The following is a 16,473-nucleotide window of genomic DNA, read 5'->3' as shown; positions in this document are numbered from 1 at the left end:
CGATCCGATGACAAAAAGATAGCCCAGCCCCCTTTCAATTGGCCATGCGGATTGCTAGATACCCGCCATCGGCAAGCGCGTGACGCGACGTGCCGGTTCTGACGCGGGGTGGAGCAGCCCGGTAGCTCGTCAGGCTCATAACCTGAAGGCCGCAGGTTCAAATCCTGCCCCCGCAACCACTGATACCGACAAACCCGCAGCCTCGGCTGCGGGTTTTGTTTTTTTGCCGATCTTTCCGATTGCTTGGCGCTCGGTCCATTCGAGGATGGTGCGCAGTTCACCGTGCAGCGCCGCGAACATTTCGCCTCGTTCATTGCCGGGCGGCAGCACGATCCGCTCGATCAGCATCCGCAAAGCTCCCGCGGCCTGAGGCCTTTCCTCTGGCCTGTTCAGCGCACGGGTCAGAGTCGCCACCTTGCTCGCATAGAAGACCGCTGCCCTCGCCAGCATGCCCGGAACGTCGTTGGGAACATCGACCAGTAGCTCCGAAAGCCCCTTCTTTCGGGCCTCCAATGTGTCCATTTCGGCCTTCATGCTCTCATGGAACATCCCAGCCTTGATGGCTTCGATGATGCCCCTGATCTGCTTCTCCACCTTGACCAGCTCGGCTTTCCAGGCGTCGCCATTCGAGCGGCGTTCCCGATTGAGCCGGTTCGTTTCTTCGGCATAAGCACGCATCGCCTCAGCCGCGACCTCAGGCGCCATCATCCGGCCCTTGAGACCGGTCAGTACGCCGCGCTCCAAGTCCTCGCGCGGGATCGTCCGGCTGTTGGAGCAGCTACCCTTGCTGATGTGGTTTGAGCAGGCGAAACGGTCGGACCCACGCATGGAGTACGGGCCACCACAGCAGCCGCAGAATATCAGCCCAGAGAGCAGCGACTTCGGCCGGCGGCCGCCGTTCAATCGATTCTTGGTATGGTGATCACGGATGGCCTCGGTGACATTCACGTACTTCTCGGTGATCTCGCCTTGCCGCTCGAGCACGGCTTGCCACAGCTCGTCGTCGACGATTCGCAGTTCAGGGACGTCCTTGGCGATCCATTCCGACTGCGGATTCATCCGCGAGACCCGCCTCCCGGTTGACGGGTCTTTGACGTATCGAAGCCGGTTCCAGAGCAAGCGGCCGATATAGAGCTCATTGTTCACCAGGCCGGTTCCGCGCTTGACGTGACCGCGGATCGTTGTGTCGCTCCACAGTTTGCCGCTCGGGCCGGGAATGCCCTCCTCGTTCAGTCGGCGCGCAATTGTGCGCGGACCTACACCATCCGCGAACTCGCGAAAGACACGTCGAACAATGTTGGCTTCGACCTCGTCGATCTCACGGTCTCCCCGAACAGGATTGCCGTATGTGTCGAGCTTCTTCACCACCTTGTAGCCGTAGCAGAGCCCACCGCCCGACTTGCCGTCCTCGATACGACCACGGAGGCCGCGATGCTGAACCGCCCCGGGTTTCCCGGAGGCCGTTTCTTTTGAGTCACGCCGCCATGGCTGGCTGGTCCAGCGTGGCGTAGTAGCGTTCCTCGGCCTCGGCCGGCGGGATGTTGCCGATAGGCTCCAGCAGCCGGCGATGGTTGAACCAGTCGACCCAGGTGAGCGTCGCGAACTCGACGGCCTCGAAGGATCGCCACGGACCCCGCCGATGGATGACCTCGGTCTTGTAAAGGCCGTTGATCGTCTCGGCGAGAGCGTTGTCGTAGCTGTCGCCGACGCTGCCGACAGAGGGCTCGATGCCTGCCTCGGCGAGGCGTTCGGAGTATCGAATGCTGACGTATTGAGAACCCCTGTCGGAATGATGCACGAGGCCGCCGCGATGGACGGGCCGTCGCTCCTGCAAAGCCTGCTCCAGCGCGTCGAGCACGAAGCTGGCGTGTGCGGTCCGCGATACGCGCCAGCCGACGATGCGGCGGGCGTAGGCATCGATCACATCAGCGCAAATGCGGAGCATTTGTCGCGAGGCGACATAGACGAAGCCCGACCAAGTGCTGACGTAGGTGAAGTCGGAGAGCCAAAGCATGTTCGGCGCCGGCGCGCGGAACATGCGGTTCACGTGATCGAGCGGACACGGCGCCGCCCTGTCTTGAACCGTGGTGCGCACAGGCTTGCCACGGATCACGCCTTGCAGACCCATGTCGCGCATGGCGCGAAGAGGTCCTTCGCAACGGCGTGTCGGGAAGGCCGCTTTGGGACAGCGGTGCTGGCGACACCTCAATCCGCTCCAACGGATGAATCTCATGTGCTGCCCCCGCTTGCCGCACTCGATCCACACGTGTATCGGGTGTCATGATTCCAAGACGATCAGCATATCGGCAACAGCGCGAGCCTTCGGCCGTTTTCCTTTTGGCGCGCCGACTCAACGCCCCGCTGGCACTCTGCCGCCGCGCCTACAGCCTAAGGCGCCTCGTGTCCTCGCTCGTCGGAGCAATCCTCCGGACATCGATGAGCTAGACACCAAGGTCTCAAGAGGCCACCGATATAGGTCCAAACAGCAAGCCCAGATGCAGAGCGGCGTTCCGAGGATCAGGTTTGAAACGACTATTGTTGGTTAGCGCGCTTAAAAACATAAAGCGTTCATTGTGCGGGTTCGGCCTCGTAGTCGGAGCTTTGTTCTTCGCCGCCTCGTTAACTCCCAGCCTCATTCCGCGCAGCTTCGAGGTTCAGGGAGTTCTTGCAGGCGTCGCGTTCAGTTCCGGTTATGGGATAGGCGTCCTAGTCCGTTGGCTGTGGCGCTACCTGGAGATGCCAAGTCTCAGTGCACGGATTTTAAATTACACCACGTTGGCATCAGCGGCCATTTGCTTGTGCATCGTGCTGCTCGCTTTGCGTCAGGCCGGCATCTGGCAAAATTCGGTTCGAGTGGTGCTAGATATGGCGCCGGTCGATACCGGGTACCCCTTCAGCGTCAGCCTGATTGCCGTTGCAACCTTTGTGACTCTGCTTTTCGGGGCGCGCGGCCTGCTCGGGATAGGACGACGTATAGCAAATAAGCTAAACAGCTACCTTCCACGCCGGGTGTCCATCGTCGCCGGCATCGCCATCACTGCCGTCTTGACCACAACCATTGTAAATGGGGTGCTTGTCGACTATGCGTTTCGCGCTCTAGATCGTTCGTTTGAACGATTGGACGCCTTGATCGAACCGGATCGGCCGCAGCCACTCATAGTTGAGCGCGCTGGAAGTCCGGGATCGAAACTTGAATGGCGTAAGCTGGGCCGAACCGGCAGAGCATTCGTTGCCTCAGGGCCAAGTGCAGCAGAAATAAGCGATTTCACCCAAAAACCGGCGCTTGAACCGATAAGGCTCTATGCTGGCCTTCAGGCCGCCGAGACGCCAAGTGAGCGCGCTAAATTATTGCTCGACGAGTTGATCCGGGTAAATGCCTTTGATCGCGCCGCGTTGGTTATTATAACCCCAACGGGTACGGGATGGGTAGACCCGTCTGCCATAGATGGACTTGAGTTCTTGTTCAATGGCGACGTCGCGAGCGTTGCCTTGCAGTATTCCTATTTAAATAGCCCTCTTTCTTTGCTGTTCCAACCCGAACATGGGCTTGAATCGGCAGAGGCTCTGTTCCGAGCAGTTTATAGTCACTGGAAAAAACTCCCCGTCAACGAGCGCCCGGAGCTGTATCTTCACGGACTGAGCCTTGGAGCGTTTAACTCTCAGCGGTCGATAACGTTTTTTGACATCCTTGGAGATCCGATCCACGGGGCCGTTTGGAGTGGAGCACCTTTCCCAAGCGAAAAATGGCGGTCGCTCACCGATAACCGCGACGCGGGCTCCACCGAATGGCTGCCCGTGTTCCAGAAGGGACGATTTGTGCGGTTCATGAACCAGGACGGCCCTCCTGCGGGAAATACAGCACAATGGGGCAGCGTGCGTTTCGTGTACTTACAGTACGCAAGCGACGCGATTACGTTTTTTGACAAAAGCCTGCTCTATCAAGAAGCTGACTGGATGAAATCGCCGCGTGGTCCGGACGTTTCGCCGGCGCTTAGGTGGTATCCCGTCGTGAGCATGCTCCAAGTTCTCATAGACATGCCCTTGGCGGACACTGTTCCTATGGGATATGGGCACGTTTATGCACCAGAGCACTATTTGAACGCATGGTTGGAAGCAACTGGGATTGAAGGGTGGAGCGCTGAAGACGTCGACGCGCTCAAACAGCACTTGAGGACCAGGAGCCAAAGCGACGATGGATACGAGTATCGCGGTGGCTAGGCTGCAGAGTCATGGGCCGCGAGGTGAGATCTGAATAGGCTACGCAGAGGGCTGAGATAAGGGCTGACGAACGAGTTGTGCGCCCGCTGGAAACGCTGGTCGCGGCGCCCCGCGATAGCCGTATCCGCTTCGTCCAGTTCGAGCCGTACAGCGTGGTGCGGATCATCGGCACCCTGCGCTCATCCGTTCAGGTCGAATTCGCGCCCGAAGAGGAAATCGTGCACGTCGCCACGGGCAACAGCATTGCCTGGGAGGTGGCGCCGGCGGGGAGGATCCTGTTCCTCAAGTTCCGCGAGAAGCAGGTCGTGACCAACCTGCAGGTCGTCACGGCACGCCGGGACGGCTCGAAGCGCAGCTATCAGTTCGAGCTGACGGTTCGCGAAAGGGGAGGTTGGTCCCGGCTCCGACACCTATTCCTTGCCAAATTCCGATACCCCGGCGACGAAGCCGAGGAGCGCCGCCGGATTGCTGCCGCCAGGGCGGAAGTTGAAAAGGCCAACCAGGCCGACAAGGTGCTGGAATTCACGATGCGTTCGGGCCGCGCAACGGGCGCTGCTCGGCGCAGGGGTCGCACGTTATCGGGCCGGCGTCGGTCTACGAGAATGGCAAGGTGACGACGTTCGCCTTTTCCGGGAGCACAGGTTCCGGCGATCTATGTCGTCAACGCCGATGGGTTTGAGAACCTGGTGCCCAGCTCGACCCATGGCGATCTCGTCACGGTCCATGCCATTGCCACGAAATTCGTGCTGCGGCGCGGCAATACGGAACGTCTCGGCGAGATCCGCAAGGCGCTGTCTGCCGCCGGCCGGGTGATCATCGCCACGGACTGCGGCCGCGAGAAACCCACTTCGCACCAGTCGAAGACGCCCCCACCCCCATGCTGATCCTCACCAACTCGGCGGGGGGGTATCGAGTGACGGGTGGGTGGACCGGGCCTCTCCTGTGACCTCAGCCCTGCCCGACGAAGGTCTGGCGCTGGACGCCCAACTTCTCGATGCCGAGCTCCACCACGTCGTTGGCCTTGAGATAGCGCGGCGGTTTCAGGCCGAGACCAACGCCGGGCGGCGTGCCAGCCGAGATTATGTCGCCAGGATGCAGGCTCATGAACTGGCTGAGATAGGACACCAGATGCGGCACACCGAAGATCATGGTGCGGGTCGAACCGTTCTGCATGGTCTGGCCGTTCACCTTGAGCCACATGCCGAGATCGTGCGGGTCGCCGACCTCGTCCGCCGTCACCAGCCACGGGCCGATGGGCCCGAAAGTGTCGCAGCTCTTGCCCTTGGTCCACTGCCCCTGTCGCTCCATCTGGAAGGCGCGCTCCGAGACATCGTTGATCACGCAGTAGCCCGCCACATGGTCGAGCGCCCCGGCTTCATCGACATAGCTCGCCGTCCGGCCGATGACGATGCCCAGCTCGACCTCCCAGTCGGTCTTCTGCGACCCGCGCGGTATCCGCACCTCGTCGTGCGGCCCGGATATGGCGGAGGTGGCCTTCATAAACACGATGGGCTCGCTCGGCACCTCGACGCCGGCTTCCGCCGCGTGGTCGGAGAAATTGAGCCCGATACAGATGAACTTACCGACGCCCGCGACACACGGGCCGAGCCGGGGCGAGCCGGCAACGGCTGGCAGGCTCGCCGGATCAAGAGCGCGCAACGTATCGAGCGCGGCCGGCGCAAGGACTGCACCGCCGATGTCGGCCACCTGCGCCGACAGATCGCGCACCACACCATTGTCATCGATCAAGCCCGGCTTCTCGGCGCCGGGCGCGCCGTAGCGAACCAGTTTCACGTCATGTCTCCCTGGAGTTTGCGGCCCGGCCGGGCCTCCGGCCTCGTAGCGGAAGGCGCAGGCCGGCACCCTGGGCGGTCAGAGCGACCAGCCGCCATCGATGTTGTAGGCTTGGCCGGTGGTGTAAGTGGCGCCGGCAAGATGCACCGCCAAGGCCGCGATTTCCTCGGGCTGGCCGATCCGCCCCATGGGCTGGCGGGCGATGAAGGCCTTCCGGGCAGCCTCATAATCGCCGGTCGCGCTCAGCCGCTGCTCCAGCGACGGGCTTTCGACCGTTCCCGGACAGATAGCGTTGCAGCGCACCCCACGCGCCACATAATCCGCCGCGACCGCCTTGGTAAGACCGATGACGGCCGCCTTGGTGACGCCGTAGACAAAGCGGTTCGGCGCGCCCTTGGCCGCCCCAACCACCGAGGCCATGTTGATGATGGCACCCTCGCCGCGCTCCAGCATGGCCGGAAGCGCGGCGCGGATGGTGCGGACCATGGAGCGGACATTGAGATCGACGGCGAAATCGAATTCGGCATCGGTCATGTCCAGCACGGTGCCCGCATGCACGAAGCCGGCACAGTTGAACAGCACGTCCACTGGGCCGATCTCGGCGAAGGTGGCTGTCACGGCCGCATCGTCGCGCACATCGAGCCGGCGCGGCACGATGCCAGGCACCACTTCCAGCCGGCCGAGCGCCTCGGCATCGATGTCGGTGGCGTAGACGCGGGCTCCGGCGGCGGCGAAGGCGAGCGCGCTCGCCCTCCCTATGCCCTGGGCAGCGGCGGTGATGAGAACCGAGCGATTGCGGACCCATCCACTCATGCGACGGCGCTCCTGCGCTGGACGGCGACAGCGGCGTCGTACAGGTCGCGGTTCACGCAATCACGCGAGCTGCCGCTTTCGAGATAACCGAGCGCGGTGCGCGCCGACTTCTGCCGCAGGTCGACCAGGCTCGACGGGCTGTAGAACGCCGCGTGCGGGGAGAGCATCAGCTTGTGGCGGATCGAGGAGCCCGGCGTGCGCCAGAGCGCCATCAGCGGATGGTCCGCCGGCAGCGGCTCCTGTTCCAGCACATCGAGCGCGGCACCGCCGATGCGGCCAGCGGCAAGGGCCTCGGTGAGAGCCGCGAGGTCGACCACCCCACCACGGGCCGTGTTGACGAGCAGGGCGTCCGCCTTCATCGCCACCAATTCGGCGGTAGAGATGAGATGGCGCGTCTCGGTCGTCAGCGGCGTGTGCAGCGACACGACATCGGATTGCGCCAGCAGCTCTTCGAGGCTGTTCACGCGGCCGAGGCCGACGGCGAGCTCGGTACCGGTCGGGCGATAGGGGTCGAAGAAGATGACCTTCATGCCCAGTGCCTTGGCCCGCAGCGCCGTGGCCGTGCCGATGCGGCCGAGGCCGACCACGCCGAAGGTCTGCGTCGACAGGCGGCGGATCGTGGTCGGAATCTGGAAGCGCCAGCCGTCGATCGGATCGTCCAGAAGGGCGCTATTGTACTGCACCAGCCCACGCAGGAAGGCGAGGCTCATGGCGATGGCGTGGTCGGCGACGTCCATCGTGCCGTAATCGGGCGTGTTGCAGACCGCCACCCCGCGCCGCCCGGCGGCCGTGAGGTCGATATTGTCGAAGCCGACGCCGGCACGCACCACCACGCGGCAATTTGGCATGCGCGCGAGCACCGCATCGGTCACCTCGATCTCGTGGTAGCAGACCATGGCGACCGCATCGTGCCAGACCTGCTCGGGAATGCTGCCGAGATTCTTCGACTTCGACGTCACGACCTTGTAGCGCGGCCCATAGACCGCCTGCTCAAGATCCGCCTCGCCGTCGAACTGGACGTCCGGCTGCAGGATGATATTCGGCATTTCCTTTTACCCTTTTCTTGGCCGGCGCGCAGTCCTCGCCGCGCTGCCGTCATGTGTGCGAAGTTTCAGTTGTGAAGACCGGCCAGACGCGGCAGCCACAGCGACAGCGCCGGCACATAGGTGATGAGGAGCAGCGCCACGATCTTGATGCCGTAAAATGGCAGCAGTGCCCTTGAGATTGCCATCATCGGGCGCCCGGCCACCGAGGAGATCACGAACAGGTTCGTGCCGACCGGGGGCGTGTTGAGCCCGATCATCAGATTGACGATCACCACGATCGCGAAGTGGATCGGGTCAATGCCGAACTGCACGGCCGTAGGCTGCAGGATAGGTACGAAGATCAGGATCGCCGGCACCGTGTCGACGAAAGCCCCGACGACCAGCAGGAAGACGTTGACCAGGAGCAGGAAGACAAAGGGGTTGTCTGTGAGCGACTGGAACAGGTCGCGGGCGGCGTTCGGCACGTTCTCCATCGCCAGATACCAGGCGAAGAGATTGGAGGTCGCGACGATGATCATGATCGTCGCCGTGGTCATCGCGCTCTCGCGGAAGACCTCGATGAGCTTGGTGAGCCCCACGGTGCGATAAGCCACCGCGCAGAGCAGGATGGCGTAGCCGCACAGAATTCCCGCCGCTTCCGTGGCAGTAAACATGCCCCCACGCACGCCGCCGACGATGAGAAGTGGGGCCGCCAGCACCGGCAGCGCGGTGATGGTGGCCTTCACATAGACCCTGAAACCCGTCTGCGCCGGCACGATGAGCGCGTCTTTGCGGCGGGCGAAGGCGACATATCCCATCAACAGCAGGGCGATGAGGACCGCTGGCAGGATGCCGGCAAAGAACATGGCGCCGATGGAGAGCTTGGTGGGGATCGCATAGATCACCATGATCAGGCTCGGCGGCAGGATGGGCGCCATGATCGCCCCGGAGATGGTGAGCGCGGCGGCGAAGTCGGCGGTGTAGCCGCGTTCCTTCATCGCCGGGATCATCACCGCGCCGATGGCGGCTGAATCCGCTGTGGCGGATCCCGATACGCCCGCCATCATCAGGTTGGCGAGCACGTTCACCTGGGCCAGACCGCCGCGGATGCGGCCGACCATTACGTCGGCGAAAGCGATGAGCCGCTGGATGACGCCGCCGGCCACCAGGATGTTGCCGCCAAGGATGAACAGCGGCAACGCCAGCAGTGCATAGGCGTTCATGCCAGAGAACATCCGCTGGGCGGCGATGCTCGGGGTCGAAATGCCCGCCAAAGTCAGCCCCGCGACGGCGAGAAGCCCGATGCTGAAGGCGATCGGCACGCCGACCGCCAGCATCACCACCAGAAGCACGATCAGGATTACCGCGGTCATCGGTTGCGTTCCACGGTCAGCAGCAGGTGGATTCTGGCGAGGAGCGCCAGGAATGACAGCAGGCAAGCGATGGGAATGACGAGGTAGAACATCCCCATCGGCAAACGCATGGCCGGAGAGGGCTGCGCCCATGAATTGCGGGCCAGTTCGAGGCCGCCATAGCCGATGTAGGCGACGAAACCGGCAGCGGCGAGCAGGCCCGCCGCCTGAAGAAGGCGGACCAAGGGTCCGCCTCCCTCACGAGGAAGAACATCCAGCCGAATATGCATGTCCTCTCCGATCGCCCGGTACATGCCGAGGAAGGAAAGACACACGAGCAGGAGCTGCGACAGTTCCTCCGGCCAGGGGAATGCGGCGTGAAAGAAATACCGCGCCACCACCTGAAGAATTATCGAGAAGACGATCACCGCGAGACACCCGATGATGATCGCGTCGACGAATTTATGAAGGATCACTGCTCGGTTCATCGAAGCCCCCTGTACGTCCGTAATGGCGCGACACGCTTCGCCCCGCAGATTTACTTGACGTCGGAGGCCCGCGCCGCACGGATTTGCTCGATCTCGGCGTAGACCGCCTTCACGAAGGTCGGATCAAGCTCCTTGTTCAGGTAGGCCTGCATCGGGCCCTTCACGGCGTCGCGGAAGGTGGCCGATTCCGCCGGAGTCGGGAAATAGACCTCCATACCCTTCTTGCGCAGGGCATCGACCGTCACGACGCGGGACTGGTAGTTTCGCTCGCCGTATTCCGTTGCGGCGGCCATCTGCGCGCCCACGGCGACGACCTCGCGAAGCTCCGGAGAGAGCCTCTGAAAGAACGGCTCGCTGATGATGATGCTGTTCAGGCCGAGCTGGTGGTTGTCGACGGTGAGGTACTTCTGAACCTGATAGAAGGAGTAGTCAAAGATGACACCCAGCGGGTTTTCCTGCCCGTCGACCACGCCGGTCTGCAGCGCGCCATAGAGCTCCGCCCACGGAATGGGCGTCGGAGAGCCGCCCATCGCCTCGACCATCGCCAGCGACATCGGGCTCGGCGGCACGCGCATGCGGATGCCCTTCATGTCCGCCGCCGACTTGATGGGGCGCACATTGTTGGTGAAGTCGCGGAAGCCGTAGGAGGCCGCCGCGAGCAGACGCAGGCCGGACTTGGCGGCCATCTCGTCATTGGTCTTCTTGAACAGGTCGCTGGCGAGGAAGGCCCGGGCCTCCTCGTCATCGGCGAAGAGATAGGGCGTCGCCAGGATCATCATCGGCTTATAGAAGGCGTCGAGCGTCTGCTCATCGCCCTGCGCGATCTGGATCGCCCCGGCCTTGGCCTGTTCGAGCCCGTCGGTGATGGAGCCGAGCTGGCCGGCCGGCGAGATGACGACATCGATCTTGCCGCCGCTCGCGCCTTCCACATAGGCCTTGAAGACGAGATATCCCTTGTGCAGAGGGCTTTCCGGGGCCTCCGAGTGGGAGGCCCGGATGGTGTAGTCGGCCGCCATGGCGATGGCCGGCACCACGAGGCCGGCCGCCATGACGGCGACAGTGAAGATCTTCAATCCGTTTCTCATGCTTTTCCCCTGGACGTTCTATGTTTTGATTGATGAGACAGATCGGAGAGCTGGGATCAGGCCAGCTCAGAGCACGCCATACTTGGCGTAGACGTCCGCGAGCAGCAGACCGTTCTCCAGTTCCTGGCGGGTCTTGTTCTCGCTGGTGACCTTCCGCATCGCCGCCTCGACGACCTGGACACTGACCTCCTTCGGCACGACGACCACGCCGTCGACATCGCCGAACACCAGATCACCCGGCTTGACGCTGACGCCCCCGCACTGGATCGGCAGGTCATAGGCCATCATCTTGCCGCGGCCGCGCGAATCCAGCGGGCCAATGCCGCCATGGAACACCGGGAAGCCGAGCGAGCGGATGTGGCGGACATCGCGCACCAGCCCGTCGGTCACGCAGCCGACCGCGCCACGCTTCATCGAGGCGGTGGTAAGCAGCTCGCCCCAGGGGGCAATGCGCTGCGTCGGGCCGGCGCAGCCGAGCACCGCGACATCATTCGGCTTGAGGTCGTCGATCAGCGCGATCTCGATCTCGTAGGGGTTCTCACCCTCGCGCACCGAATAGGTGTTCATGAACAGGCCCGTGCGGGCATAGCCGACCAGCTTCTTGCCTTCGTCCAGAGGACGGACGAATGGGGCCATCGCCTGATTGGGCAGGCCGAAATCGTCGAGCACATCGCTGAGGACGGCCGTATACAGAGTGGTCTTAATTGCGTCGAGGTCGAGAACGTCGTTGGGCAAGGAAACCTCCTGATCGCCTTTGTTAAACGTTTAACAAACGATATGAGCGTTTCCGTATGGCGTCAATGGCCTTATTAGACACAACTTCCGCGAGGGATGGTCGAATGGCAAAAGTGAACCTGCACACCGTCGCAGCCCATGCCGGGGTCTCAACCGCGACCGTGTCCAAGGTGGTCAACGGCGTGCGCCAAGGCATCTCGGCGGAAACCGTGACGCGCGTACAGGAAGCCGTGCGGGTGCTGGGTTACAGACCCAACCGGACGGCGCGCGAACTGCGCACGCTGCAGCGGTCGATCATCGGCATGACCATTGTCGATCCCTCGCCGATGTTCCTCGCCGACCCTTTCACCACCCATGTGGCAGCCGGTCTATCCAACCGGCTGAGCGAAAAGGGATTCGGGCTTCTCGTACACGGGGTCAAACCCAAACAGATCAACGATTCCTTCCTCGTCCGGGAGACCGTCGTCGATGCGATCTGCCTGATGCTGTCGGGCTCGGCGGCCAGCCGCCGGAGCACCATTCAACTCTTCGCCGATCTCGGCCAGCCGATACTCGTCTTCCAGGACAAGCCGTCGATCGAAGCGGCGGATGTCTGCTACGTGAACCAGGACGATGCGGGCGGGGCCGACGCACTGGCGCGCCATGTGCTGCGGCGCAATCCCGCCTCGACGCTGATCGTCATTCCGAAGATCTTCTGGCCCGCCATCGAGGCGCGGCTCGACGCCATATGGCAGCGATTCAAGCAAGCCGGACGCCCGGCCCGCATCCTGCGCTGCGACGAGAACAACCGAGAGGCGATCGCCCGGGCTATCACCGACAACATCGACCGCCACGGCCTGCCCGAGGCCGTCATGGGCGGCAACGACCGAATCGCCGCCATCGCGCTACGGCTGCTGACCGCACAGGGCGTGAAGGTGCCGGAGCAGGTGGCGGTTACAGGATTCAACGCCTTCGAGCCCTACAGCCAAGACCACGTGACCTTGACCACGGCGCGCTCGCCCGCCTTTGAGCTCGGCCAGCTCGGCGCCGAGCTGCTGCTGACCAGGCTTCGCGCAGGGACGTTCGAGAGTCTCGAATACACGCTGCCAGTCTCCCTCGTCGAGGGCACCAGCGCGTGACGTACGGCCGCGCTCGCAAGCGCGCGAACGCGGAACCATCGGAGAAGCAGCTCGCCCAAGGTCGCAAGCTGACCGTGAAGACAGGAACGGAGCTGCCTGAACCGGCGCAGCTCGATACAGCCACTCTGTCGAGACAGCGCCTCTCCTGCTCATGCTGAAGGTTGTGGCCGGCGGTAATCGTCGCATTCGTCGCGACCATGCGTGGCTGGAGAGCGGCAAGGTGCTCCTGCTGCTGGGCAGGAACACGCCCCGCCAGCTCCTGTTCGCTTGCACTATCGTAATCGCCGAACCGTGCGCGAAGCGCCTTGTCGAGCTGGGCAATCTCCGCCCGGGCCTCATGGCTCGAGCCCGCGACGACGGCCTGTCGAGCGGCATAGCCTTTGTCGCGTGTACCTGCTCGATGGCCTTCACAGATGCCGGATAGGCCTGGCACCTCGATCGCCATGCGCGACCGGTTGGCGGCTTTACGTGCTTCGGCATTGAAACCATCAGGGATCTGATCGCCAATCCACACACGACCGAGAGGTGAACGTCCCGCGGCCCTCTCCTGCGCAGCATACCGGGTATCGGTGACGTGACCGCCATAGCGCTCATCGTTGATATGCCGGAGCTCTGCTTGACCAACACGGATACTCAGGAGTTGGAGCCTCCGACAAATCCGAGGTGGTTCACATCTTGACCATCCTGCAGGGGCGAGGGACTTCGCTGGATTCCAGGGCCAAATCTCAGTGAGAATTGCACAGACCTTGACTAGATTTTTCCCTCAAGCCCCATCTGATGATATTTGTGGATCACTTGGTCCTGGTTTTCCAGCAACCAGTCGATAGACGGCGCGCACGTCATCGCCTTGCGGATGGCTTCGGTTGTTGCCCGGCGGTGCAGATCAAACAGAATCTTGTGGTCGAGCTTGTCGTCGGTCGCGACGGAAGGGTTGAGCCAGACCGAGCAGATGATGCCGAGGTCGTTGGCCTGCTCCTTCGGGATATGGCCGGCGCGTACGGCATCGAGCACGCCATTGGCGATGGCGAACTGGACCGTTCCCATCAGGATGTTGGTGTATCGGGCATTATCCGCCGTCACCTTGGAAACGCACAGCGTGATTGGGCGCACCATGATGTCGGTATTGAGCAACGCGAACACCTTGGTGTGGCCGGCAACCTGGGCGCCGGTCAGCGTAGCCAGCGCCGTGCCTACCGGCCCGTCGAGCGCACCGATGATCACTTCGGGTTCAGCGGCCGTGCCTGCGGGGCCGCCGGCGACGAGCGCTTCGCCCGCGCGCAGAATGATACGGTTCATCATTGTGTTCTTTATTCCCTATGGAGAGGATCGTGAGGTGTCACGATACAGCAAGGCGCTGGAATAGCTGGAGATAATTACCCGAAGGATCGATGACCGTCACGGTGCGACCATGGTCCCCCATGTCGCGGGCGGCGACGATGCGGATGCCCGCAGCGGCAAGCTCCTCCTGGCGAGCTTCGAGATCGGACACCTCAAACACCACGACCGCGCCCGCCGCACCCTCAGGAAACTCCGCGGGCGAACAGATTGCAAAATTCACCCCACCGGCATCATATTGTACCCAGCGCTCGCCATCGGCGAACTTCGGTGTCAGGCTTAGCACGTGCTCGTAGAAATGACGGCTAGCCTCGATATTGCTGGTGCTGACATAGACATTCTGCAGTTTCTTCACGGCCATTTCCGCATTTCCTTTCCGGGGCGACGGCAGAGCTACGCACGCGACGGTCTTTCTTGGCGTTCGCACGCTCGATCCCTCACGTCTATCGCGATTGCAGTCAGCCGGCCGCGGCGAACGAGCCGGCGCGGTAGAGCAGAGCCGCGCGCTGCGGCGAGACCGTCGTGGCGGTGACGGCGCCGATAAATACCGTATGCGTCCCGGCCTCGATCGCCTGCACCAGCTGGCAGTCGAAGGCGGCGATGGCATCGGCCAGCACCGGCGCGCCAGTCGCCAATGCGCGCCATTCGCCATGATCGAAACGCTCGGCACCGCGCGCGCCGTCCCGCCCTGCGAAGCGCTCGGCCAGGCGCTGATGCTCGACGGCGATCACGTTCACGCAGAAACTGCCACTTTCCGTTATCGCCGCGTGCCCCTCCGCGCTGCGGTTGATGCAGACCAGCAGCGTCGGCGGGTCGGCGGAGACCGAACACACCGCGGTGGCGGTTAGGCCACGGCGTCCATGCTCCCGCCCGGCGGTGATGATGGTGACGCCGGCAGCAAGCTCGCGCATCGCCACCCGGAAATCGGCCGCGCGGGACACCTCTAGCGTCGCGGTGGGAGTATCAGTGGTCGAAGGGCCGGCATGAGAGAGAATCATGCGTCATATCCGAGATAGGCACTGCGCACGCGCGGGTGGGTGATGAGGTCGGGGCCGTTGCCGGTGAGCGTTATCTCGCCGGATTCCAGCACAAAGGCGCGGTCGGCGATCTCCAGCGCGCTATAGGCGTTCTGCTCGACCAGAAGCACCGTGACGCCCTCGTCATTAACCCGGCGCACCGCGTCGCTGACGAGATCGACGATCTGCGGCGCCAGCCCCATGGTCGGCTCGTCGAGCAACAGCACCTTGGGAGCGGCCATCAACGCGCGGCCCATCGCCACCATCTGCTGCTCGCCACCCGACAGCGTGCCGGCAAGCTGCCGGTATCGCTCGCGCAGGCGCGGGAACAGCTCCAGCACATGGTCGAGATCGTGCTTGCGCGCCGCATGGTCGCTGCGCGCGTACGCGCCGATCTCGAGGTTCTCCGCCACGCTCATCCGGCCGAACAGCCGGCGTCCCTCGGGCACCTGCGAGAGCCCGTGGCGGACCCGCTCATGCGGCGGCAGGGCGGTGATGTCCTCACCGCCGAGCACGATGGAGCCCGCGCGCACGTCCCGCAGGCCGCAGAGCGCATTGAGGATCGTCGTCTTGCCGGCACCGTTGGCGCCGATGATGGTGGCGATCTCGCCGGCTTCCACGGTGAAGCTCACCGCGCGCACGGCCGCGATCTCGCCATATGCGACGGTCAGGTTGGAGACTTCAAGCGCCTTGCTCATGCGATCCTGGCCTCCATAGGGCGATGCGGTTCGCTCTCAACGACAGGGGTCGCCACATGCCCGCTGCGGCGGCCGAGATAGGCCTCGATCACCCGCTCGTCGGACTGTATCTCGGCCGGCGGGCCCTCGGTGAGGACGGCGCCACGGTTGAACACGGTGATGCGCTCGGCCACTGCCATCACCACGCGCATGTGGTGCTCGATCAACACGACGGTGACGCCGAGCTCTGCGCGGATCCGCTCGATCAGCTCGACCAGCGCGCGGCCCTCGGCGGGGTTCATGCCCGCCGCCGGCTCGTCGAGCATCAGAATGCGCGGCCCGGCCACCAGCGCGCGGGCAATCTCCAGCCGGCGCTGATCGCCATACGGCATGTTGCGGGCGAGATCGCCGGCGCGCTGCGCGATGCCGACAAAGGCGAGATACTCCCTCGCCCGCTCGCGTGCCTCCGCCTCCTCGCGGCGGAATCGCCCGCTGCCGATGATCGCCTCCCAGAAGGTGGTGTGCAGCCGGCGATGCTGGCCGACCAGCACATTCTCCAGCGCCGTCATGTTGGGGAACAGCCGGACGTTCTGGTAGGTGCGCGCCACGCCGTGCCTCGCCACCACATGCGCCGGCAAGCCGTCGATGCGCGCGCCGCCGAGGAAAATCGTGCCGGCGGTCGGCGGCACGAAGGCGGTGATGCAGTTGAAGGCCGTGGTCTTGCCCGCGCCGTTCGGCCCGATGATGGCGTGGACGCTGCCTTCGGCAATGCTGAGATCAACGTTCTGGATGGCGATCATGCCGCCGAAAGCCTTCT

General features: G+C 63.5%; 16 protein-coding genes, 1 tRNA gene and 2 pseudogenes. 5 read left to right on the top strand and 14 right to left on the bottom strand.

Translation table 11 applies throughout. The features are described 5' to 3' along the window. Nucleotides 1-102: 102 nt before the first annotated feature. Nucleotides 103-179: transfer RNA gene (locus A3M1_RS0105655), tRNA-Met, on the top strand. On the opposite strand, the gene A3M1_RS25805 is transcribed toward A3M1_RS0105655, so the two are convergent. Together A3M1_RS25805 and A3M1_RS24960 are read right to left on the bottom strand one after the other, a co-directional pair. After that, complete coding sequence (locus A3M1_RS25805; RefSeq protein WP_245261863.1) at nt 136-1,365, bottom strand: recombinase family protein; 1,230 nt, start codon at nt 1,363-1,365, stop codon at nt 136-138. The two genes, A3M1_RS0105655 and A3M1_RS25805, sit on opposite strands and share 44 nt — an antisense overlap. 109 nt (nt 1,366-1,474) lie before the next feature. Continuing rightward, nucleotides 1,475-2,143, bottom strand: a pseudogene (locus tag A3M1_RS24960) (IS3 family transposase); the annotation flags it as partial. 458 nt (nt 2,144-2,601) lie between these two features. On the opposite strand from A3M1_RS24960, the gene A3M1_RS25800 reads away from it, so the two are divergent. After that, nucleotides 2,602-4,218, top strand: a complete 1,617-nt coding sequence (locus A3M1_RS25800; protein WP_245261584.1) for an alpha/beta-hydrolase family protein — start codon at nt 2,602-2,604, stop codon at nt 4,216-4,218. Nucleotides 4,219-4,274: 56 nt separating this feature from the next. Beyond that, a pseudogene (locus A3M1_RS24955) lies at nt 4,275-4,976 on the top strand (TrbG/VirB9 family P-type conjugative transfer protein); the annotation flags it as partial. 190 nt (nt 4,977-5,166) lie between these two features. Here the strand turns inward: A3M1_RS24955 and A3M1_RS0105625 are convergent. The 7 genes from A3M1_RS0105625 to A3M1_RS0105595 all read right to left on the bottom strand — a co-directional run bounded on the left by A3M1_RS0105625 (nt 5,167) and on the right by A3M1_RS0105595 (nt 11,510). Continuing rightward, nucleotides 5,167-6,012: a fumarylacetoacetate hydrolase family protein gene (locus A3M1_RS0105625; RefSeq protein ID WP_018387984.1), complete on the bottom strand. Its 846-nt coding sequence runs from the start codon at nt 6,010-6,012 to the stop codon at nt 5,167-5,169. Nucleotides 6,013-6,090: 78 nt separating this feature from the next. After that, nucleotides 6,091-6,825, bottom strand: coding sequence for an SDR family oxidoreductase (locus A3M1_RS0105620; RefSeq protein ID WP_018387983.1), 735 nt, complete (start codon nt 6,823-6,825; stop codon nt 6,091-6,093). Further along, complete coding sequence (locus A3M1_RS0105615) at nt 6,822-7,871, bottom strand: C-terminal binding protein (protein ID WP_018387982.1); 1,050 nt, start codon at nt 7,869-7,871, stop codon at nt 6,822-6,824. Before A3M1_RS0105615 ends, A3M1_RS0105620 begins: the two co-directional genes overlap by 4 nt. Before the next feature lie 65 nt (nt 7,872-7,936). After that, complete coding sequence (locus A3M1_RS0105610; RefSeq protein WP_018387981.1) at nt 7,937-9,223, bottom strand: TRAP transporter large permease; 1,287 nt, start codon at nt 9,221-9,223, stop codon at nt 7,937-7,939. Then, entirely contained in the window at nt 9,220-9,690 is a 471-nt protein-coding gene (locus A3M1_RS0105605) for a TRAP transporter small permease (protein WP_245261583.1), read from the bottom strand. The genes A3M1_RS0105610 and A3M1_RS0105605 overlap by 4 nt, the downstream gene beginning before the upstream one ends. A 50-nt stretch (nt 9,691-9,740) precedes the next feature. Continuing rightward, the gene (locus A3M1_RS0105600; RefSeq protein WP_245261582.1) at nt 9,741-10,775 is read right to left on the bottom strand and encodes a TRAP transporter substrate-binding protein; all 1,035 of its coding nucleotides are present in this window, start codon (nt 10,773-10,775) and stop codon (nt 9,741-9,743) included. Between the two features lie 66 nt (nt 10,776-10,841). Next, nucleotides 10,842-11,510 (bottom strand): RraA family protein, encoded by a 669-nt coding sequence (locus A3M1_RS0105595; protein WP_018387978.1) that lies wholly within the window; start codon nt 11,508-11,510, stop codon nt 10,842-10,844. 104 nt (nt 11,511-11,614) lie between these two features. Here A3M1_RS0105595 and A3M1_RS0105590 point away from each other — a divergent pair, with 104 nt between their 5' ends. Both A3M1_RS0105590 and A3M1_RS0105585 read left to right on the top strand, forming a co-directional pair. Beyond that, entirely contained in the window at nt 11,615-12,628 is a 1,014-nt protein-coding gene (locus A3M1_RS0105590; protein WP_018387977.1) for a LacI family DNA-binding transcriptional regulator, read from the top strand. Between the two features lie 151 nt (nt 12,629-12,779). Continuing rightward, the gene (locus A3M1_RS0105585) at nt 12,780-13,052 is read left to right on the top strand and encodes a hypothetical protein (protein WP_018387976.1); all 273 of its coding nucleotides are present in this window, start codon (nt 12,780-12,782) and stop codon (nt 13,050-13,052) included. A 326-nt stretch (nt 13,053-13,378) separates the two neighbouring features. Here the strand turns inward: A3M1_RS0105585 and A3M1_RS0105580 are convergent, their stop codons facing one another. The 5 genes from A3M1_RS0105580 to A3M1_RS0105560 form a co-directional block, all read right to left on the bottom strand. Beyond that, nucleotides 13,379-13,927 carry a formaldehyde-activating enzyme gene (locus A3M1_RS0105580; RefSeq protein WP_018387975.1) on the bottom strand — a complete coding sequence of 183 codons (549 nt, stop codon included), beginning with the start codon at nt 13,925-13,927 and terminating at the stop codon, nt 13,379-13,381. A gap of 37 nt (nt 13,928-13,964) precedes the next feature. Beyond that, nucleotides 13,965-14,324: a VOC family protein gene (locus tag A3M1_RS0105575; protein ID WP_018387974.1), complete on the bottom strand. Its 360-nt coding sequence runs from the start codon at nt 14,322-14,324 to the stop codon at nt 13,965-13,967. Nucleotides 14,325-14,421: 97 nt separating this feature from the next. Beyond that, nucleotides 14,422-14,961 carry a flavin reductase family protein gene (locus A3M1_RS0105570; protein ID WP_018387973.1) on the bottom strand — a complete coding sequence of 180 codons (540 nt, stop codon included), beginning with the start codon at nt 14,959-14,961 and terminating at the stop codon, nt 14,422-14,424. Next, entirely contained in the window at nt 14,958-15,677 is a 720-nt protein-coding gene (locus A3M1_RS0105565; RefSeq protein ID WP_018387972.1) for an ABC transporter ATP-binding protein, read from the bottom strand. The genes A3M1_RS0105570 and A3M1_RS0105565 overlap by 4 nt, the downstream gene beginning before the upstream one ends. Beyond that, nucleotides 15,674-16,456 carry an ABC transporter ATP-binding protein gene (locus tag A3M1_RS0105560; protein WP_371258778.1) on the bottom strand — a complete coding sequence of 261 codons (783 nt, stop codon included), beginning with the start codon at nt 16,454-16,456 and terminating at the stop codon, nt 15,674-15,676. Before A3M1_RS0105560 ends, A3M1_RS0105565 begins: the two co-directional genes overlap by 4 nt. Nucleotides 16,457-16,473: the final 17 nt, after the last annotated feature.

The organism is Ancylobacter sp. FA202 (assembly GCF_000380205.1).
Taxonomy (GTDB): Bacteria; Pseudomonadota; Alphaproteobacteria; order Rhizobiales; family Xanthobacteraceae; genus Ancylobacter.
Note: the sequence above shows the minus strand (reverse complement) of the source record. Positions and strands in the feature narration are given on the sequence as shown.